Annotated in this window: 21 protein-coding genes and 1 other RNA gene; 10 read left to right on the plus strand and 12 right to left on the minus strand. The window is 63.7% G+C overall.

Annotated features, from left to right (window positions below; translation table 11 throughout):
• Window positions 1-42: 42 nt before the first annotated feature.
• From K3F49_RS05715 to K3F49_RS05770, 12 genes are all read right to left on the minus strand, one after another.
• On the minus strand, window positions 43-1,557 hold the full coding sequence (locus tag K3F49_RS05715; RefSeq protein ID WP_234679910.1) for a Do family serine endopeptidase: 1,515 nt from the start codon (window positions 1,555-1,557) through the stop codon (window positions 43-45).
• Window positions 1,558-1,701: 144 nt separating this feature from the next.
• Window positions 1,702-1,908 carry a DUF2065 domain-containing protein gene (locus tag K3F49_RS05720; protein ID WP_057747247.1) on the minus strand — a complete coding sequence of 69 codons (207 nt, stop codon included), beginning with the start codon at window positions 1,906-1,908 and terminating at the stop codon, window positions 1,702-1,704.
• Window positions 1,909-1,979: 71 nt separating this feature from the next.
• A complete protein-coding gene (hflC, locus tag K3F49_RS05725) occupies window positions 1,980-2,876 on the minus strand; it encodes a protease modulator HflC (protein WP_234679911.1) in 897 nt (298 codons plus the stop codon).
• The gene (gene hflK / locus K3F49_RS05730; RefSeq protein WP_234679912.1) at window positions 2,873-4,009 is read right to left on the minus strand and encodes an FtsH protease activity modulator HflK; all 1,137 of its coding nucleotides are present in this window, start codon (window positions 4,007-4,009) and stop codon (window positions 2,873-2,875) included. Before hflK ends, hflC begins: the two co-directional genes overlap by 4 nt.
• A 160-nt stretch (window positions 4,010-4,169) precedes the next feature.
• Entirely contained in the window at window positions 4,170-4,685 is a 516-nt protein-coding gene (locus K3F49_RS05735) for a dihydrofolate reductase (RefSeq protein ID WP_234679913.1), read from the minus strand.
• On the minus strand, window positions 4,685-5,170 hold the full coding sequence (locus K3F49_RS05740; RefSeq protein WP_234679914.1) for a GNAT family N-acetyltransferase: 486 nt from the start codon (window positions 5,168-5,170) through the stop codon (window positions 4,685-4,687). The genes K3F49_RS05735 and K3F49_RS05740 overlap by 1 nt, the downstream gene beginning before the upstream one ends.
• Window positions 5,171-5,175: 5 nt before the next feature.
• Complete coding sequence (locus tag K3F49_RS05745; protein ID WP_234679915.1) at window positions 5,176-5,970, minus strand: thymidylate synthase; 795 nt, start codon at window positions 5,968-5,970, stop codon at window positions 5,176-5,178.
• 170 nt (window positions 5,971-6,140) lie between these two features.
• Window positions 6,141-7,121 (minus strand): tripartite tricarboxylate transporter substrate-binding protein, encoded by a 981-nt coding sequence (locus K3F49_RS05750; protein ID WP_234679916.1) that lies wholly within the window; start codon window positions 7,119-7,121, stop codon window positions 6,141-6,143.
• Between the two features lie 157 nt (window positions 7,122-7,278).
• Complete coding sequence (locus K3F49_RS05755) at window positions 7,279-8,793, minus strand: tripartite tricarboxylate transporter permease (protein WP_234679917.1); 1,515 nt, start codon at window positions 8,791-8,793, stop codon at window positions 7,279-7,281.
• 7 nt (window positions 8,794-8,800) lie between these two features.
• Window positions 8,801-9,562, minus strand: coding sequence for a tripartite tricarboxylate transporter TctB family protein (locus K3F49_RS05760; RefSeq protein WP_234679918.1), 762 nt, complete (start codon window positions 9,560-9,562; stop codon window positions 8,801-8,803).
• Between the two features lie 93 nt (window positions 9,563-9,655).
• Window positions 9,656-10,186, minus strand: a complete 531-nt coding sequence (locus K3F49_RS05765; protein WP_234679919.1) for a chromate transporter — start codon at window positions 10,184-10,186, stop codon at window positions 9,656-9,658.
• Window positions 10,183-10,788: a chromate transporter gene (locus K3F49_RS05770; protein WP_234679920.1), complete on the minus strand. Its 606-nt coding sequence runs from the start codon at window positions 10,786-10,788 to the stop codon at window positions 10,183-10,185. Before K3F49_RS05770 ends, K3F49_RS05765 begins: the two co-directional genes overlap by 4 nt.
• Window positions 10,789-10,883: 95 nt before the next feature.
• Between K3F49_RS05770 and ssrA the strand changes: the two genes are divergently transcribed.
• From ssrA to K3F49_RS05820, 10 genes are all read left to right on the plus strand, one after another.
• Window positions 10,884-11,258, plus strand: a transfer-messenger RNA (tmRNA) gene (ssrA, locus tag K3F49_RS05775).
• A gap of 114 nt (window positions 11,259-11,372) precedes the next feature.
• Window positions 11,373-11,891 (plus strand): SspB family protein, encoded by a 519-nt coding sequence (locus K3F49_RS05780; protein WP_234679921.1) that lies wholly within the window; start codon window positions 11,373-11,375, stop codon window positions 11,889-11,891.
• Between the two features lie 90 nt (window positions 11,892-11,981).
• Complete coding sequence (fumC, locus tag K3F49_RS05785; protein WP_234679922.1) at window positions 11,982-13,415, plus strand: class II fumarate hydratase; 1,434 nt, start codon at window positions 11,982-11,984, stop codon at window positions 13,413-13,415.
• 278 nt (window positions 13,416-13,693) lie between these two features.
• Window positions 13,694-13,882, plus strand: a complete 189-nt coding sequence (locus K3F49_RS05790; protein WP_194480248.1) for a DUF4169 family protein — start codon at window positions 13,694-13,696, stop codon at window positions 13,880-13,882.
• The gene (locus K3F49_RS05795) at window positions 13,879-14,133 is read left to right on the plus strand and encodes a ribbon-helix-helix domain-containing protein (protein WP_234679923.1); all 255 of its coding nucleotides are present in this window, start codon (window positions 13,879-13,881) and stop codon (window positions 14,131-14,133) included. The genes K3F49_RS05790 and K3F49_RS05795 overlap by 4 nt, the downstream gene beginning before the upstream one ends.
• A 113-nt stretch (window positions 14,134-14,246) precedes the next feature.
• The gene (locus K3F49_RS05800; RefSeq protein WP_234679924.1) at window positions 14,247-14,522 is read left to right on the plus strand and encodes a FeoA family protein; all 276 of its coding nucleotides are present in this window, start codon (window positions 14,247-14,249) and stop codon (window positions 14,520-14,522) included.
• Window positions 14,523-14,546: 24 nt separating this feature from the next.
• Window positions 14,547-16,418, plus strand: a complete 1,872-nt coding sequence (gene feoB, locus K3F49_RS05805) for a ferrous iron transporter B (RefSeq protein ID WP_234679925.1) — start codon at window positions 14,547-14,549, stop codon at window positions 16,416-16,418.
• Between the two features lie 240 nt (window positions 16,419-16,658).
• A complete protein-coding gene (locus K3F49_RS05810) occupies window positions 16,659-16,814 on the plus strand; it encodes a hypothetical protein (RefSeq protein ID WP_234679926.1) in 156 nt (51 codons plus the stop codon).
• A 140-nt stretch (window positions 16,815-16,954) separates the two neighbouring features.
• Window positions 16,955-18,469: an ATPase domain-containing protein gene (locus tag K3F49_RS05815; RefSeq protein ID WP_234680580.1), complete on the plus strand. Its 1,515-nt coding sequence runs from the start codon at window positions 16,955-16,957 to the stop codon at window positions 18,467-18,469.
• Window positions 18,466-20,172, plus strand: a complete 1,707-nt coding sequence (locus K3F49_RS05820) for a response regulator (RefSeq protein WP_234679927.1) — start codon at window positions 18,466-18,468, stop codon at window positions 20,170-20,172. The genes K3F49_RS05815 and K3F49_RS05820 overlap by 4 nt, the downstream gene beginning before the upstream one ends.
• Window positions 20,173-20,320 lie beyond the last annotated feature (148 nt).

The following is a 20,320-nucleotide window of genomic DNA, read 5'->3' on the forward strand; positions in this document are numbered from 1 at the left end:
AGGCGCACTTTCGCCTTGCCCACCCACGACATTGTGCCGCGACTACTGCACGCTCAGCGCCACGAACCGCAGTTCGCCATCGCCGTTCGAGACCAGCAGCAGTGCGGACTTCTTGCCGTCCTTCTTGAGCTGGTCGATCCGCTTCTGGATGTCGGCGCCGCTCGCGACCGCTTCCTGCGCGACTTCGACGATGACGTCGCCGGCAGAGAGCCGCTTCTCGGCAGCATCCGAATTGGCATCGACATTGGTGACGACCACGCCCTTGACGCTGTCCTTGATCTTGTAGCGCGTGCGCAGATCCTTGTTCAGCACGGCGAGATCGAGGCCGAGCGCCTTCTGCGTCACCAGCTTCTCGGGCGGCGGCTCGTCGGTCTTCACCGCGGCCTGCACCTTGTCCGGGTCCTGCAGGCGGCCGAGCGTAACCTTCTTGGTCTGCTCCTCGCCCTTGCGGATGATGATGACGTCGACTTCCTTGCCGACTGTGGTGTCGGCGACGACACGGGACAGATCCTTCGGATCCTTGACGTCCTTGCCGTCGAACTTGACGACGACATCACCGGGTTCGATGCCGGCCGGCTTGGCCGGGCCCTTATCGTCGACGCCGGCCACCAGCGCGCCGCGCGCCGGCTTGATGTTGAGGCTCTCGGCGATCTCGTCGGTGACGCTCTGGATTCGTACGCCAAGCCAGCCGCGACGCAATTCGCCGAACTGACGGAGCTGATCGACGACGCCGGCGACCGTCTTCGACGGCACCGCGAAGCCGATGCCGATCGAGCCGCCGGAGGGCGATATGATCAGGGTGTTGACGCCGACGACGTCGCCATCGAGGTTGAACAGCGGGCCTCCGGAATTGCCGCGATTGATGGCGGCGTCGGTCTGGATGTAGCTGTCATAGGGCCCCGAGGAGATGTCGCGGTTCTTGGCCGAGACGATGCCCGCGGTCACTGTGCCGCCGAGGCTGAAGGGGTTGCCGATCGCGACCACCCAGTCGCCCAGGCGCAGCTTGTCGGAGTCGCCGAACTTCACCGAAACAAGCGGCTTCGGCGGCTTGAACTTCAAGACGGCAAGATCGGTCTTCTTGTCGACACCGACGAGCTCGGCCTTGATCTTGGTTCCGTCGTTGAGAATGACGTTGATCTCGTCGGCATCGGCGATGACGTGGTTGTTGGTCACGACGACGCCGGATGTGTCGATGATGAAGCCGCTTCCGAGCGAGTTGGCCTTGCGCGGCGGGCCGTTGCCGTTATCGCCGCCCTTGCTGCCGCCGCCGGGGCCTTTGCGGTTCTTGAAGAAGTCGTCGAAGAATTCCTCGAACGGCGAGCCGGGCGGCAGTTGCGGCATGGTGTTGCTGCCACCGCCCCCCTTGGCCTCGACCGTCTGCGAGGTCGAGATGTTGACGACGGCGTCGATGACTTTCTCAGCGACGTCGGCGATGCCTTCCGGTCCGCGTGCCTGCACCGGCGAGCCGAACACACTGAAAGCGCCGATGGCGAGCGCGGCCAGCCCACATCGCGCATGTTGGCGCAAGCGGGTCGGAACAATGGTGGCAGCGGTCATTGTGGTCTCCAGAGAATAAGGATTCGGCCTCAAGACTGCGCTCGAACAGGGGCACGGCGCAAGCGCGGAGCTTAATGGGCCTCAAGACCCACATAATACGGCGAAAACCCGCCCCTCGCCTTCACTTTGGCGTTGGCCGCGCGGCTAGATCGGACGTCGCATCACCCAGATCAGGATCAGGCCGGCTACGGCCGAGCCGATCCCGACCGCCCGCAGGATATTGTCCGGTGTAGCAATAGCGCTCTTCATGGCCTTGCGCATCCAGTTCGGGCTGGCCGCGAACATCAAGCCTTCGAGCACAAACAGGATGCCTAAGCCGATGAGGAAGTCGGCGAACGCAATGGACCTCATCGGATTGGAACCTCCCGTGGTGCTGTTCTTGTCTGGACGAAGGGCGGCCAAACCTGCCGCCCTTGTCTAGCTTACGGTTTCGCCGGCGTCCCGGTCGTCGGCTTGCCGGACGGGTTACCAAAATACCGGAAGAAATCCGAGTCCGGCCGCAGCAGGAAGCGGGTGTCGTCCTTCTTCAGCCCGTTCTCATAGGCCGTCATCGACCGGTAGAATGCGAAGAAGTCGGGATCCTTGCCGTAGGCCTCGGCGAACAGGCGGTTGCGCTCGGCGTCACCGACACCGCGCGTCTGCTCGGCCTGAGAGTTGGCTTCGGCGATGATCACGGTTGCCTCGCGATCGGCCTTGGAGCGGATCTCCTGGGCCTTCTGGCCGCCCTGCGCGCGGAACTCCGCTGCCTCGCGCTGACGCTCGGTCTGCATGCGCTGGTAGACCGCCTGGCTGTTCTGCTCCGGCAGATCGGCGCGACGGATCCGGACGTCGACGACTTCGATGCCGTAACCATCAGCCTCCCTGTCGAGCTGCTCGCGGATGCGACCCATCAGCTTCTCGCGCTCATCACGCACCACGGTGATGAAGTTGACCTCACCGAGCACGCGGCGCAGCGCCGCGTTCAACAGCGAGGTGAGCTGGAGGTTCGCCGCCTGGATCGAGCCGACGCTCTGGTAGAAGCGCAGCGCGTCCTTGATGCGGTAGCGCGCAAACGCGTCGACCACGAGCCGCTTCTGGTCGGAGGCAATGACCTCCTGCGAAGGGTTCTCGAGGTCGAGAATCCGCTTGTCGATGTTGATCACGGAATTCCAGGGCGCCTTGAAGTGCAGCCCGGGGTCGGTGACGACGTCCACGGGCTTGCCGAATTGCAGCACGATGGTCTGCTCGGTCTGCTGCACCGTGAACAGCGACATGTAGGCGACAATCGCGACCAGAAGCGCTGCGAGCAGCGCGACGATGCCAGTAACCGGAGACCTCATCGCGTGCCTCCGCTCGACTGCAGGCCCGTTGTCGTGGGCTTCTTGGCCGACAATTCATTGAGCGGCAGATAGGGCACGATGCCCTGGCCCGAGGAACCACCGTCATAAATCAGCTTGTCCGAGCCGCCGAGCACGCGCTCCATCGTCTCCAGATAGATCCGTTCACGCGTCACGTCGGGTGCCTTCTTATATTCCTCGTACACTTTCAGGAAGCGTGAACTCTGACCCTTTGCCTCGGCAACCGCCTGCTCCTTGTAGCCCTCGGCGGCCTGCAGGATCCGCGCCGCGTTTCCACGCGCTTCCGGCACGACCTTGTTGGCGTAGGTCTGCGCTTCGTTTTGCAGCTGCTCGAGATTGGCGCGCGCCGCCTGCACGTCGCGGAAGGCGTCGATCACCTGTGCCGGCGGATCGACCTTCTGCATCTGCACCTGGGTGATCTGGATGCCGGCGCCGTAGCTATCGAGCGTCTTCTGCATCAGGTCCTGCACCGTGGCTTCGGTTTGCGTCCGCGCGCCGGTCAGGATCGGCTGGATGTTGGAGCGGCCGATCACCTCGCGCATCGCGCTTTCGGCGACCGCCTTCACGGTGCCCTCGGGATTCTGGATGTTGAACAGGAAGTTGCCGACGCCGTTGGGCTTGATGCGCCACAGCACGGTGAAGTCGACGTCGACGATGTTCTCGTCGCCGGTCAGCATCAGGCTCTCTTCGGGCACGTCACGGATCGAGCGGCCGCGGCGGGCCGGGTCGTCGATCAGTGTCATGCCGATGGAAATGGTGGACACGCGCAGCGCCTTTGGCAGCAGCACGGTCTCGATCGGATAGGGCAAATGATAGTTCAGGCCCGGATCCACGGTGCGCACATGCTTGCCGAAGCGCAGCACGACGCCCTGCTCTTCGGACTGCACGCGGAAGAAGCCCGACAGCAGCCAGAGCGCGACGACGATGAGCAGGATCAGCGTGATGCCGATGCCGGAGAAATAGCCGCCAGGCATGATCTGCTGCAGCCGGTCCTGGCCGCGCCGCAGAAGGTCTTCCAGATCCGGCGGTCTCGGCCCGACCGGTTGCGGGCCTGAGCCCCACGGTCCCTTCGGACCAGAGCCCCACGGGCCACCGCCCTGATTCTTCCACGGCATTCGACGTTCTCCTCGGCAGACCGGGACTAGAGCTTAAGCCGGCCCGCATTGTCCGGCCCGGCTTTATAGGGGACCGAAAGGACCCTTACAACGCAAGCCTCGCCATCCTCCGAGCTAAGCTCGGGGGCAGAAAAGTCAATGTTAACATTGGCGAATGCGGTTAATGGGACCGCCGCCGACGATATGTCACATAGGAGTAGTCGGCGCTGTCGTCGGGGCCGGCGGGATGGCGGACGCGCGCCGTCTCCTCCCACTGCGCCTTGTCGATGTCGAAATGCGTGTCGCCGTCCGGCCGGGCGTGCACTTCGGTGATTTCCAGGCGGTCGGCGCGATCGAACCATTGCCGGTAGATTTCAGCGCCACCGATGACCGCGATTTCAGCGGCCGAACGCCGCAGGGCATCACCGCGCGCAACCGCGGCCGCATCCGCGGCCGATGTCGTGACGACAGCGCCAGCGGCGCGATAGGCCGCATCGCGCGTGATCACGATGTTGGTGCGGTTCGGAAGCGGTCGACGCCCGGGTAAGGATTCAAAGGTCTTGCGACCCATGATCACGGGCTTGCCGATGGTGAGCGCCTTGAAGCGCGCCATGTCCGATTTCAATCGCCACGGGATCGCGTTGCCGGCGCCGATAACGCCGTTCTCCGCAACCGCAACGACGAAGACGATCTCCATCAGGTCACGCTCCCTGCAAGCCGCGTCAGCGCAGGACCGGAGACGCGGCACAGCGTCCAGTCGTCCAGCATGACAGCGCCAAGCGATTTGTAGAACGCGATCGACGGCGCATTCCAGTCGAGCACCGACCATTGCAGGCGCGACCAGCCGTTGTCGACGCATTCCTTGGCCAGATAGACCAGCAGCGCCTTGCCGAAGCCTTTGCCCCGATGTGACGGCCGCACATAGAGATCTTCGAGATAGATGCCGTGGCGGCCGCTGAAGGTCGAGAAATTCAGGAACCACACCGCAAAGCCGACGGGCTCGCCGTTCCACTCGGCGACCGCACAAAACAGCCGCGGATCGCTGCCGAACAGCGCGTCCGCGATGTCAGCCTCGGTCGCCTCGACCTCATGCGACAGCTTTTCGTACGCGGCAAGCTCGCCGACGAAATCGAGGACGAGCCTGGCTTCGTCAGGACGTGCGCGGCGAATGCTGAGCGACATCGGCGCTAGACCGCAACTGCCGCCTTGATGTGCGGATGCGGATCGTAGCCGACGAGCTCGAAATCCTCGTAGCGGAAGGAGAAGATGCCCTTCACGTCAGGATTGATCCGCATCACCGGCAGCGCACGCGGCGCGCGGGTAAGTTGCAGCCGGGCCTGCTCCAGATGGTTGGAATAAAGATGGGTGTCGCCGAACGAATGCACGAAGTCGCCGGGCTTCAGGCCCGTGACCTGCGCCACCATCATGGTGAGCAGCGCATAGGAGGCGATGTTGAAGGGCACGCCGAGAAACACGTCGGCCGAGCGCTGATAAAGCTGGCACGACAGTTTGCCATTCGCGACGTAGAACTGGAACAGGCAGTGACAGGGCGGCAGCGCCATCTTGTCGACCTCGGCCGGATTCCACGCCGAGACGATCAGGCGGCGCGAGTCCGGATTGCGCTTGATCATGTCGACGACGTTGGCGATCTGGTCGATGCTGCGTCCGTCCGGCGCCGGCCAGGAGCGCCATTGATGGCCATAGACCGGACCGAGATCCCCATTGGCATCCGCCCACTCGTCCCAGATGGTGACGCCGTTGTCGCGCAGATATTTGATGTTGGTGTCGCCCTTCAGGAACCACAGCAGCTCATGCACGATCGCCTTCAGCGGCAGCCGCTTGGTGGTCAGCATCGGGAAGCCGGCGGACAAATTGAAGCGCATCTGATGGCCGAACACCGACAGCGTGCCGGTACCGGTCCGATCCGTCTTCTCGGCGCCGTCTGAAAGAATCCGCTCGAGCAGGTCCTGATACTGGTGCATGTGCGATAGAGCCTTTGGGGAGGCGGCGAACTTAACGGCGCCCCCGGCGCTGCGACAGCGGCGATTCGCTGCCTTCGCCGATTATACCCGGAAAAGTGAGTGCTCCGGGCGCAAACGACAAGGGGCGGAACTGGCGTCCCGCCCCTCTCCTATCGGCTTGATTGTGCTGACTAACTTGCCGGCTTGAGCACCGGGGTCCACTTCGCGATCTCGGATTTGACGAGCGCGGCGAGCGCCTCCGGCGTCCGTTCCACGGGACCCGGGATAACACTACCGAGTTCGAGCAGGCGCTTCTTCACGGTCTCGTCGTCGAGCGCCTTGGCAGCGGCGGCGTTCAGGCTCGCCAGAATCGTAGGCGAGGTTCCCTTCGGCGCGAACATGGCATTCCAGGCCTGGGCCTGGAATGTGGGCAGGCCCGCTTCCGCAGTCGTCGGCACGTTCGCCAGCGACGGATTGCGTTCCGGCGTTGCGATCGCGTAGGCCTTGATGGTGCCGGCGTTGATTTGCGGCACGGCGTTGACGATCTGGTCGCACATGTAGTCGACCTGTCCCGCCACCAGCGCGTTCATCGCGGGACCCGTGCCGTTGAAGGGCACGCCGACCGGCTTGACGTCGAGGATGGAGTGCAGCAGTTCGCAGGAGACGTGCGAGACCGAGCCGACACCGGCATGCGCGGCATTCACCTTCTCGGCGTTGGCTTTCACGTAGGCGACGAACTCCTTGAGGTCCTTCGGCGGGAAATCCTTGCGCGCCAGGATCAGGATCGGCGTGCCCGCGAGCAGCGCGATCGGCTCGAAGTCTTTCTCGGGATGATAGGCAAGCTTCGGATAGAGCGGCACGGAGGCTGCGTGCGTGCCCATATGCCCGGTGATCAGCGTATAGCCGTCATTGGTCGCACGCGCGGCGCGCGTGGTCGCGGTGGTGCCGCCGGCGCCGACCACGTTCTCGATGATGATGCTCTGCCCGAGCGTCTGTGCCATGTGCGAGGTGACGATGCGCGCGATGACGTCGGTGGGGCCGCCCGCGGCAAACGGCACGATCATGGTGATGCTGCGCGTCGGATAGGTCTGCGCTTCGCCCGGTGCGACAAAGCCGCACAGCGATGCCAGCACGGCCGCACATGCGCCGGTGAGCGCGCGAATGGAGGTCATCTCGATCTTCTCCGACATGAACAAAAATGCCGGCCACAAGGCCGGCATTTTCATTTCACGAAGCTGTCACGCAAGTCGATTGGACTTCCGAATGCGGCGCGCCGACGCAGTGCGCTGTGACGACGCAGGCGCGACGCCGACGTTGCGCGCGGCGAGATCAGTTCTCGGATTCGGTGAACACCTCGTCGCGCTTGGCGCGCAGCATGGGCAGGAACGTGAGAACCAGCAGGAAGGCCGCGATCGCGAGCAGCACGGCCGACAGCGGACGCGTCAGGAACACGCTCCAATCGCCGCGCGAGATCAGCAGCGCGCGGCGCAGGTTCTCTTCCATCAGCGGTCCGAGCACCATGCCGAGCAGCAGCGGCGCCGGCTCGAAATCGTGCTTGATCAGCCAGTAGCCGACCAGACCGAACACGCCTGCGAGGATGACGTCGACCGGCGCGTTGTTCACCGAGTAGATGCCGATCGCGCAGAAGATCACGATCGAGGGGAACATCAGCCGGTACGGCACACGCAGCAGCCGCACCCAGATGCCGACCAGCGGCAGGTTGATGATGATCAGCATCAGATTGCCAATCCACATCGACGCGATCATGCCCCAGACCAAATCAGGCTGCTTCTGCATCACCTGCGGCCCCGGAACGATGCCATGAATGGTCATCGCACCCACCATCAGCGCCATCACCGCGTTCGGCGGGATACCGAGGGTGAGCAGCGGGATGAAGGAGGTCTGCGCGGCTGCGTTGTTGGCGCTTTCCGGCGCCGCCACGCCCTCGATCGCGCCACGGCCGAACCGCCTCGGATCCTTCGCCAGCTTCTTCTCGAGCGTATAGGCCGCAAACGACGCGATCACCGCGCCGCCGCCGGGCAGGATGCCGAGGATCGAGCCGAGCGCGGTGCCGCGCAGGATCGCAGGCGCGGAGTCGATCAGGTCTTTCCTGGTCGGCATCAGGCCGGTGATCTTCTGCTGCACCAGATCGCGATTCATCTCGGCGCCGGCGTCGAGATTGCGGATGATCTCGGCGAAGCCGAATACGCCCATCGCCACCGTCGCGAAGCCGAGACCGTCGGCAAGCTCCGGAATGTTGAAGGCCATGCGCGAAGCGCCGGTTTCGATGTCCGAGCCGACCATCGACAACAGCAGGCCGAACACGATCATCGCGATCGCCTTCAGAACCGAGCCCTTGGCGAGCACGACGGCGAAGATCAGGCCGAGCACCATCAGCGAGAAATACTCCGCCGGACCGAATGCCAGCGCGAGTTTTGTGAGTGGCGCGCCGAGGACCGCGATCAAAATGGTCGCGACGCAGCCGGCGAAGAACGAGCCGATCGCGGCGATCGCCAGCGCCGGGCCGGCGCGGCCCTGCCTGGCCATCTGGTGGCCATCGATGGCGGTGACGACCGACGTCGCTTCGCCTGGAATGTTGACCAGAATCGAGGTGGTCGAGCCGCCATACTGGGCGCCATAATAAATGCCGGCGAGCATGATCAGCGCGCCGACCGGCGGCAGACCGAAGGTGATCGGCAGCAGCATCGCGACGGTCGCGATGGTGCCGATGCCGGGCAGCACGCCGACCAGCGTGCCGACCAGCGCGCCGATCAGGCACATCAAGAGGTTGATCGGAGAGAAGGCGACGGCAAAACCGTGAGCGAGGTTGGCAAAAAGCTCCATGACAGCCTCACTGAACCAGGAAACGCGGGAACATCGGCATCGGTAGCCCGAGCACGTAGGGGAATAGCAATGCGCAGCCGAGTGTCAGGCAGGCGCCGACAATGATCGCTTCGACCCAGCGGGTCTCATGCGTGCCCAACGCCGCGATCAGGAAACTCACGAACGCCGAAACAACCACCCCGAGCGGACGAATCGCCAGGGCAAAGAAGACGATCGAGGCCATCACGAACAGCGGCCCGCGCCAGGAATAATGCGCCATCGCCGGTCCGTCAGCCAAGAGACCGGTCAACGCGATGCCGGCGCCAAGCGCGACGAGAAGCCCGCCAAACATCCGCGGCGCCGTACCCGCGCCAAAGGAGAAGCCGCGCATCCCCTGCAAATCGCTCGAGGCCCACAGCGCAAACAGCGCGAGCGCCATCAGGACGATTCCGCCGACATAGTCCTGTGCCGATCTGATCGTCATGAAGATCGTGAGGATCGCCACCGCAAACAGCGGATAGGAATAGATCAGCGCCAGCAGCACGTCCGATGACGCCTTCTTGGTGTCACCGCCGGCCGCGGCGAGCAACGCAGCCGGAGCGCCCGCGACCAGCGCCGTCGCATGTGCGGCCACGACCTGCAGTGGACCCCGCCCGGCACCCCATCCGAAGATCGTCCCGATGGACCAGATCAATTCGAAAATCTGCGGCGCGACGGCCAGCAGGCAGAAACCGATCGCTACCGACGTGTTTCTCGTAGCTGTCGCCGAGTGGCCCATTGTGTCGGCCATGCATGTCTCCTCCGCGACCCGTAAGTCACGAGCACTGTTGTTCTAATCGGCTGGAAGGGATCCCCGGCCCGGATCATTGCCTAGCGATTTTCATCACACAATGCCAGCAAAACCCAACACGCCGCCCGCGAGCAGAAGCCACAACGGATTGATGCGCGCGACGGAGGCGATCACTGCAACCGTCGCGGTCAGAAGCAGCGCCGCAATATTGCGATCGGTCGACTGTGCCAGGATCAGGGCACTCGCCGCCATCAGTCCGATCGATAGCGGAACCAGTGCAGCCTGGATCAGACCGGGCCAGCGCGATTGGCTCGGCCGGTTCAGCAATCGGCTGACATAATAGGCAAGCAGCGCTGTCGGCAGGCACATCGCCAGCGTTGCGGCCAGCGCGCCGGGAATGCCCGCCACCGCATAGCCGATTAGCGTGACGATAAGCACGTTGGGACCTGGCGAGAGCTGCGCGATCGCATAGGCGTCGGCGAACTGCTTGTCGGTCATCCAATGATGCAAATCGACCGCGATGCGGTGCATCTCGGGCACCGCGGCCGCAGCGCCGCCGACGGCGAACAGGGACATTAGACCAAAGGTGGAGATCAGCGCCCAGATCGGGTTCTCGCTGCTCATGCTGCTACCTTCCGCCGCATCAAATAGGTGACGCCGATGCTGAGCGGGATCGCGACCAGCAGCACCGCCTGCAACGGCCAGCGAAGCACGCCGATGGCTGTGAACACGCCAAGCATCAGGATGATCACCACGACGTCCATTCGCTTGAGCAGCGGCGTCATCATGCGGAAGACCACCGCGATCAGCAGACCGACCGCGGCGCAGGAGATACCCGCTAGGATGCGGCGGAGCACCTCCACGTCCCCAAACCGGGCGTAGATGATCGCGAGCACGGTCATGATCAGGGTCGGCGGCAGCAACAGCCCGGTGAAGGCGGCAACACCGCCCGCGATGCCGCGCAGCCGCGACCCGAACACCATCGACAGATTGACGATGTTGGGCCCGGGCAGGAAATGGCAGAGCGCAAAGGTCTCGTTGAACTCCTCCGCCGTCATCCAGCGATGCTGGTCGACGATGGCGTGCCGGGCAAACACCAGGACGCCGCCGAAGCCGGCCAGCGACATCCGGGCAAAGGCCAGGAACAACGCTGCGAGGCCGGGTGGAGGGGCGTGAGGTGATGGAGGATCCGGCTCTTGGGCGGCCGGTGCTGAATCCGGGGACATGCCAACAGCTTAGAACGCGGTCCACCGCGGGGCCAAGATCAGACCGAAGGCCGCCCAAATCTATCCAAAGGGAACCTCGGCCCGTCCGCGCCAAACCCCTGTCTTTCTAAACCTTTGCCGCCTATATTGGGGGTGTCGGTTCGCCGGCTATGGAAATAAACGGTCGTCGCAATAAACCATTCGGACCCGGGGGCGGTACCCGGCGCCTCCACCAAAGCTCATCGTTCGGCGGGCTTGGCCCACTGACAAGTGAGCTTCGGCGGGGGCGAAATAGGATCGACGAGGGCGTAAAGGGCGAACTTTTTCCCGGTATTGTTCCGCCGTTATCGGGCTATGCAATAGTTGCCAACGACAACTTTGCTCCGGTTGCTCAGGCTGCGTAACGCAGTTTGAAAGACCATCTTAAAGTCCTAACGGGTTAAGCTCCGTTAGGCGGGGTTCGGAGGCACCTGGCAACAGAAGCCTCCACTTACCTCTGATTTCCTTCCCGGCGGGGACTCCTGCTGACCCGTCAGGCGCGGTACTATTGCGGCTTGGCGAGTCGGGCCGGCAGGGCCCGTCTCCTGGAATGCAACAGGACCACCATGGCGACCGATCATATCCGATACGATGTGCTGGCCCGCGACGCGCTGCGCGGCGTGCTGCGCAAGGTGCTGACCGACGCCGCCGCCCACGGCCTGCCGGGCGAGCATCATTTTTTCATCACCTTCGTCTCGAAGGCCGAGGGCGTGAAGATCTCGTCGCGGCTGCTGGCGCAATATCCGGAAGAGATGACGATCATCCTCCAGCACCAGTTCTGGGACCTGACCGTGCTCGAGGACCGTTTCGAGGTCGGCCTGTCCTTTGGCGGCATCCCGGAGCGGCTGATCGTGCCGTTCAGCGCCATCAAGAGCTTCCTCGATCCGTCCGTGAAGTTCGGCCTCCAGTTCGACACATCCGATGTTGCCGAGGTGGCGGGCGAGAACTTGCCGGCGACCCCGGCCCCTTCCGCTGTCGCGGCACCTGCGTCGGCTACTGAGACGGCAGAGACCGCGGAAGAACCGACCCCTCCGAACCAGGGCGGCGCCGAGGTCGTGCGGCTCGATCGTTTCCGCAAGAAATGATCTAGGTTGGCCGCGAAGCCGTCGCGCCCGGCCAAACTCCCTATATAGAAGAGCACATGAAGAGGGCCGCACGGCGTTTCGCGCGGCAGAATGGATGTGCTCATGGCCAAAGCTGCCCGCGCGAAGACCGACCGCCCCGCGACCCGCATCGAGACCGACAGTTTCGGTCCCATCGAGGTCCCCGCCGATCGCTATTGGGGGGCGCAGACCGAACGCTCGCGTCAGAATTTCCGCATCGGCATCGACCGCATGCCGATCTCGCTCGTGCATGCGCTCGGCATCGTCAAGCTTGCGGCTGCACAGTCCAACCTCGAGCTCGGCCTGCTCGACAAGCGCCGCGCCAATGCAATCATCCGCGCCGCGCACGAGGTGATCGAGGGCAAGCTCGACGATCATTTCCCGCTGGTCGTGTGGCAGACCGGTTCGGGCACCCAGAGCAACATGAACCTCAACGAGGTCATCGCCAACCGCGCCAACGAGCTGCTCGGAGGCGAGCTCGGCAGCAAGAAGCCGGTGCATCCCAACGACCACGTCAACATGAGCCAGTCGTCGAATGACTCTTTCCCGACCGCGATGCACATTGCGGCGGCAAGCCGCGTCACCGCCGATCTCGTCCCCGCCCTCGGCGAGCTGCACCGCGCGCTGCGCAAGAAGGAAAAGGAATTCGCCAAGATCGTGAAGATCGGCCGCACCCACACCCAGGATGCGACGCCGCTGACGCTCGGCCAGGAATTCTCGGGCTATGCCGCGCAGGTCGAGAGCGGCATCGCGCGGCTCAAGGTCGCGGTGAAGGACCTTTATCCCCTGGCGCAGGGGGGCACCGCCGTCGGCACCGGCCTCAACTCCAAGCCGCGCTTCGCAAAGCTGTTTGCAAAGCACGTCGCCGGGATCACGAAACTTCCCTTCACCAGCGCCGCCAACAAATTCGAGGCGCTGGCCTCGAACGACGCCTATGTGCTGGCGCACGGCGCCATCAATTCCGTCGCGACAGGCCTGTTCAAGATCGCCAACGACATCCGCCTGCTCGGATCGGGTCCGCGCTCGGGCCTCGGCGAATTGATCCTACCGGAGAACGAGCCGGGCTCGTCGATCATGCCCGGCAAGGTCAACCCGACGCAGTGCGAGGCCATGACCATGGTGTGCTGCCAGGTGTTCGGCAATCACACCGCGATCACGGTCGCCGGCAGCCAGGGCCATTTCGAGCTCAACGTCTACAAGCCCGTCCTCGCCTACAACATGCTGCACTCGATCCGCCTGATGGCGGACGCCGCGCGCTCATTCACGGAGCATTGCGTCAGCGGCATCCGCGCCGACCAAAAGCACATCAAGGAGTTGATGGAGCGCTCGCTGATGCTGGTGACCGCGCTCGCGCCGAAGATCGGCTACGACAACGCAGCCAAGGTGGCCAAGACCGCGCATGCCAACGGCACCACGCTGAAGGAAGAGGCGCTACGGCTCGGCTTCGTCTCGGCCGACGAATTCGACCGCCTGGTGCAGCCGGAGAAGATGACGAGGCCGGGGTGAATTCCGAATTCCGATAGTCATCCGTAATGATACGGAGCCTAAAGGCTCACAAATATGAGGCTAAACGGGCAGGATTTGATTACCGTCAATGTCGCAGTGAAGATCCATGTTACGCAAGCCTGCCTGCCCTTGACGGGGCGGAATTCATCGTTTGATGGCCCGAGCGGCCGATTGACGAGGACGAGCGAATGACGATCAAGTCTTGCGGGGCGCAACGCGGCGCCTTGTTTCTGGAAGTTTCATCCAGCCTGAAGAGGAGCGGATGATGGAGACGCGGCATGGGGAACGTCATCAACCTGAATCGTTTCAGGAAGCGCGCCGAGCGGGAAGCATCGGCGAAGCAGGCGGACGTCAACCGAACGAAGTTCGGCCGCACGAAGGCCGAGCGATCGGCGGAGGAGAAGCAGGCGGACCAGGCGAAGGCGCATCTGGACCAGCATCGGATCGATCGCGAGGAGCAGCCATGAAGTCGCCCGTCGTGAAGCGCTCGATCGTGGTTGCCGGCCACAAGACCAGCGTCAGCCTGGAAGAGGCGTTCTGGAACGGCATGAAGGAGATCTCGGGCCTGCGCAACATGACGCTGTCCGAGCTCGTCGGCGAAATCGACGGCGCCCGCCAGCAGGGCAATTTGTCCTCGGCGATCCGCCTGTTCGTGCTCGACTACTTCAAGACCCGCGCCATGGCCGCCATCCAGCCGGAAAAGGTCCCGGCGCAGTAGCGCCGGGGCGATCGGCCCACGGCTTCGTGATCTGCACTTTAAAATCACTCTAAGGTGCAGTTTCAGCGAGCGTGCGCGCTTGACCTCCCTGCCCTGCGTTGAAAATACAGGGCATGACCGATACCCATGATACGCGCCGCGAGATGCCGCTGGGCCTGGCCAAGCGCGGCTATACCGGCGTCATTCAGCACCTCTCCGCCAAGGACGCCAGCTCGGCACTCTCGGACATCGAGCTCGAGAGCCGGCTGATCGAGCTTGGCTTCGTCGAGGGCGCCCGGGTCGAGGTCCTGCACGAGGGGCTGGTCGGGCGCGACCCGATTGCCGTTCGTGTCGACAACATCACCATCGCGGTGCGCCGCCGCGAAGCCATGGCCATCATCGTCGCCTGAGATTGCGGCCGGACATCTGATTCCATGGAATTACCCCTTCTGCATCTCGCCCTGGTCGGCACGCCAAACAGCGGCAAGACCTCGCTGTTCAATGCCCTGACCGGCAGCCGGCAGAAGGTCGCGAACTATCCGGGCGTCACCGTCGAGCGCAAAGAAGGTTTTTTCGTCACCCCGCAGGGGCGCCAGGTCTCCGTCGTCGACCTGCCCGGCACCTATTCGCTGCGCGGCCGCAGCCCGGACGAGGAGATCACCCGCGACTTCGTGCTCGGCAAGGCGTCTGGCGAGACCGTGCCCGACCTCGTGCTGTGCGTGGCCGACTCGACCAATCTGCGCCTGACCATCCGCCTGCTGCTGGAGCTCAAGCGCACCGGACGGCCGATGATCCTGGTGCTCAACATGTTCGACATCGCAAGCCGCCGCGGCATCTCGGTCGACGTCGAACGGCTCGCCAAGGAGCTCGGCGTGCCTGTCGTCACCTCGATCGCGGTGCGCAAGGGCGGCACCGCGGACCTGTTGGCGCTGACCGACGAGATCTCGGCCAGGCTCGCCGCCGAGCCTGGCGAGAACAGCTGGCGCGCGCTCAGCGTCGCCGAATTGCGCGCGACCCAGCGCGAGGCCGACCGCATCATCTCGGACTGCGTCAGCCTGCCGAGCCGGCCCGACACCTGGACCGCGCGCATCGACGCGATCGTGCTGCATCCGGTCGGCGGCCTCATCGTGCTCGCGCTCATCCTGTTCGTGATGTTCCAGGCGGTGTTCGCCTGGGCGCAGCCGCTGATGGAGCTGCTGCAATCGGGCTTCGACGCGCTCGGCGACTTCGTCCACGCCACCCTGCCAGAGGGCCTGCTGCAGAGCTTCCTGCAGAACGGCGTGATCTCGGGCGTCGGCAGCGTCATCGTGTTCCTGCCGCAGATCATCATCATCTTCCTGTTCATCCTGCTCTTGGAAGATTTCGGCTATATGGCGCGCGCCGCGTTCCTGATGGACCGCATCATGGGCGGCGCGGGGCTGCACGGCCGCGCCTTCATTCCGCTGCTGTCGAGCTTTGCCTGCGCCATTCCCGGCATCATGGCGACGCGCGTCATCGACAACAAGCGCGACCGGCTGACGACGATCCTGATCGCGCCGCTGATGACCTGCTCGGCGCGCATTCCGGTCTACACGCTGATCATCTCGGCCTTCATTCCGGCCAGGGACGTCTGGGGCTTCATCAACCTGCAAGGCCTCGTGATGTTCGGCCTCTATGCGGCCGGCATCACCAGCGCGCTTGTCGTCTCGTTCCTGATCAAATTCTTCATGCTGCGCGACTACGCGCCGGCGCCGTTCATGCTGGAGCTGCCGGACTACAAGATGCCGCGGCTGAAATCGATCGCGATCGGCATCTTCACCCGCGCAAAGATGTTCCTGCAGCGCGCCGGCACCACGATCTTCTCGATGATGGTGCTGATCTGGTTTCTGGCCTCGTTCCCGCAGCCGCCCGCGGGCGCGACCGAGCCCGCGATCGACTTCAGCCTTGCCGCGATGATCGGCAAGGCGCTGGCGCCGCTGCTCGCCCCCGTCGGCTTCAACTGGCAGATCGCAGTCGCGCTGATCCCGGGCATGGCGGCACGCGAGGTCGCGGTCGCGGCGCTGGGCACCGTCTATGCGATCGAAGGCGGCAAGGAAGCGGCCGAGCAGATCGGCCAGGTGCTGGCGACGAAATGGTCGCTCGCGACCGCGCTGTCGATGCTGGCCTGGTACATCTTCGCGCCGCAATGCGCTTCCACGCTCGCCGTGATCCGGCGCGAGACCGGAAGCTGGGGCTGGATGGCGGCGACCTTCGCCTACATGCTGGTGCTGGCCTATGCCGCGAGCCTCCTGACGTACAACGTCGCGGTCGCGCTGGGCGCCGGCTAGCCTCTTTCAAATCCCGACTTATGAAAACAACCCCATGCACAGTAGACGGGGGTTGCGAGATCAATGGCTTACGCGCGTTTAAAATCACCCGATCGTAGGCCCGTCCCGCCGAGCGCTGCGAAGTGATCGCACTCCGAATTCCCCGCAGGCCGGCGGTCACAATTACCTCGAAGCCGATGGAACTTTTTCGCTCGCGCATCGTTCTTTGGTTTTTCCGCGAAAGTTTCTTCAATGGGCAGGATGTCGGACGAGTTGGGGGATAAGGCCCGCAGAGCAGAGCGTCTCTCCAGCACCATCAGCAGCATCGAGGATGCGAAGAAGCTTCGCGACCTGTCGAAGCAGTTCGATGCAGAAGCCGATGCGCTGGACCGCAGCACCGGCGCGCGCGACGCTTGACCAAACCGTTCCTCTTTTCAGGCATGGAACTCGACGCCGCGCTTTGAATTCCTTTCCAACGTCCCTTTTCAACCAAGGCTTCGGCCTTGGGACTCAACACCGATGACGCCCTTTTCGGGGTAAAAGCGTCAGGAAGTTCGATGATCAGTAAAGCTGGCACCCCTCAAGACGGTGAGCCCAAAGATTTGCCGCGGGTCTCGACAGGCAGCGAAGGGCTCGATGACATCCTCGGAGGGGGCTTCGATGCCAACCGGATGTACCTGTACGAGGGCAGGCCCGGCACCGGCAAGACCACGATGGCGCTCCAGTTCCTGCTGAAAGGGGCCCGTGGTGGCGAACGCGTGCTCTACATTTCCCTGTCCGAAACCAAGCGCGAGCTGAATCTCGTGGCGAAACGGCACGGCTGGTCGCTCGAGGGCGTCGACATCTTCGAACTGGTGCCACCGGAGACGACGCTCGATCCGGACCGCGAGCTCACGGTCTTCCATCCAGCCGAAATGGAGTTGAGCGAAACGACCAATCTCGTGTTCAAGGAGGTCGAGCGCATCAATCCAACCCGCGTCGTACTCGACAGCCTGTCCGAACTGCGTCTCCTCGCCCAGAACCCGCTGCGTTACAGGCGCCAGGTTCTGGCGCTGAAACACTTCTTCACCAACCGCAAGTGCACTGTGGTGCTGCTCGACGATCTCTCCTCGTCCCAGGACGACCTGCAACTGCATTCGATTGCGCACGGCGTTGTGATGCTCGAACAGCTCGCCATCGACTACGGCGCGGAACGGCGCCGGCTTCGCGTGATCAAGATGCGCGGCATCAAGTTTCGCGGTGGCTTCCATGATTTTACGATCGAAGCGGGTGGCTTGCGCATCTTCCCCCGCCTGGTCGCGGCCGAACATCACAAGTCCTTTCCCGGTGAACTCACGCCCAGCGGCAACGCCGAGCTCGATCAGCTCCTGGGAGGCGGCCTCGAGCGCGGCACCAACGCACTTCTCATTGGGGCTGCCGGGGTCGGCAAGTCGTCCGTTGCGCTCACCTATGCAACATCAGCGGCCCAACGTGGCGAGCACGCCGCCTTCTTTGCGTTCGACGAAGGTCGCAGCACGGTCGAGGCGCGGGCCCGAACGCTCGGCCTGCCTCTGGAAAAATATGTCGAGTCCGGACTTATCCGGTTTCAACAGATCGATCCGGCCGAGCTGTCGCCAGGCGAATTCGCCGCAAACGTGCGGAGAAGCGTCGAGATCGACAATGCTCGCGTCGTCGTCATCGACAGTCTCAACGGCTACCTGGCTGCGATGCCGGACGAGCGGTTTCTCATCCTGCAAATGCATGAACTCCTGACCTATTTGGGGCAGCAAGGCGTACTGACGATTTTGGTTCTTGCGCAGCACGGGCTGGTCGGTCCCATGGATACGCCGCTCGACATCAGCTATCTGAGCGATGCCGTGGTCATGCTGCGCTACTTCGAATTGGCCGGAACTGTGCGGCGTGCTCTATCGGTCGTCAAGAAGCGCAGCGGCCATCATGAGCACACCATCCGCGAATTTCGCCTCGGCAGCGCCGGCATCAAGCTCGGCCCGCCGCTCCGGGAGTTCAGCGGCATCTTCTCCGGCAATCCCCAATATACCGGCAAGGCGACGCCGGAAGGGTCCGCCGGATGAGCGCAGACCGCGATCAACAGGTTCTCATATTCGCTCCGATCGGCCGCGACGGGCAGGCTTCCGCCGAGCTCTTCCGCAGCGCGAACCTTGCCGCGATCAACTGCCGAAATCTCTCTGATCTCGTCAACGAGATGACCGCCGGCGTCGGCGTCGTTTTTTTGGCCGAAGAGGGTCTGTTCGGGAAAGACACGTCCGAGCTTGCAAGATGGATCGCGAACCAGCCGCCGTGGTCCGACCTCCCTTTCGTCATCCTCACCAGCCATCGCGAGCAGCCTGCCGTCGTCGCCTGGCGCCGCAGCATCGTCGCGCTGCTCCGCAACGTCTCGCTGCTCGAGCGGCCGGTCCAGCCGATGACGCTGACCAGCGCCATTCAGTCGGCAATGCGCGCCCGGGGACGTCAATATGAAATCCGGGCCTTGCTCGAGGCGCGCGAGCAGACCGCTCAGCAGCTTGAAAAACTGGTGGTCGAGCGCACTCGTGCGCTGGAGGAGGCCAACGAGCAATTGCGCCTGGAGATGAACGAGCGCGCCCGGGTCGAGGAGACGCTCCGCCAGGCCCAGAAGATCGAAGCCCTCGGCCAGCTGACCGGCGGCGTTGCGCACGACTTCAATAATCTGCTGATGGTCATTTCCGGTGGCCTCGACATGCTCGACCGTCAGACGGATCCTGCCCGCCGTCGTCGCCTGATGGACGGAATGGTCCAGGCCGCGCAGCGCGGGGCCAGCCTGACCCGGCAACTTCTGGCGTTCTCGCGCCGGCAGACGCTCCGGCCGGAGCCCGTCGACGTCGCCTCGCAGATGGGCGGCATGCGCGAACTGCTCGATCGAAGCCTGAGAGGCGACGTGCATGTCGAATTCGACTTTCCCGACACGCTCTGGCCGGTGGAAGTCGATCCCGGCGAGCTCGAGCTCGTGATCCTCAACCTCGCCGTCAACGCCCGCGACGCCATGCCCAACGGCGGCACGATTGTCGTGCGCGGGGAAAACCTGCCCGACCTGAACGACGAGCAGATCGCCGGGGATTACGTGCGCCTGTCCGTCATCGATACTGGCGTCGGCATGGGGCCGGAGATCCTGTCGCGCGTTTTCGAGCCGTTCTTCACCACCAAGGAGATCGGCAAGGGGTCGGGGCTTGGGCTTGCCCAGGTCCATGGATTTGCGACGCAGTCGCGCGGAAACGTCCGCATTCGATCCGAAGTTGGTAAAGGCACCAGCATCGAGCTTTATCTACCGCGATCGCACAGCGTTCCTTCCAGAGAACGGCATCTCATCGATCTCAACATGGTGCGACCGACGAAGAGCAACCATGGCCGAGTCCTTCTGGTCGAGGACGATGACGAGGTTGCCGCACTGGTGAGCGAGATGCTCGGGCAACTCGGCTATGAGGTGACGCGCGCTGCGAGCGGCGCTGCCGCACTCGGTGCCCTGGCCGACGGCCGTGCCGTCGACTTCATCTTCTCCGATGTCATGATGCCCGGTGGCATGAACGGGGTCGAGCTTGCACGGGAGATCAAGAGAAGGCGAAGCGACCTGCCCGTCCTTCTCACCAGCGGATATTCCGAGGCCGCGGTTCACGAGGCCGAACTGGCGGGTATCCAGATTTTACCGAAACCCTATCATATCGACGAGCTGGCTGCGGCGCTCAGCGCAGCCAAGTTGGAGCACGGGCTCGACGTTGAATCAAAACGATCCAGCCGTTGCTGATACCGCAAGGCCTCGTACCACGAAACCGATCGACGATAGGGCACGAAAGCAGCTATCTGCCTCCATGGATCATTTCAGCACCGACAGGTTGACCGCCGAGCGATTGCGCGAGGACCATCTGGGCGTTGCGAACGAAGGACGGCGCCTT

This window comes from Bradyrhizobium monzae, assembly GCF_021458635.1.
Lineage (GTDB): Bacteria > Pseudomonadota > Alphaproteobacteria > Rhizobiales > Xanthobacteraceae > Bradyrhizobium.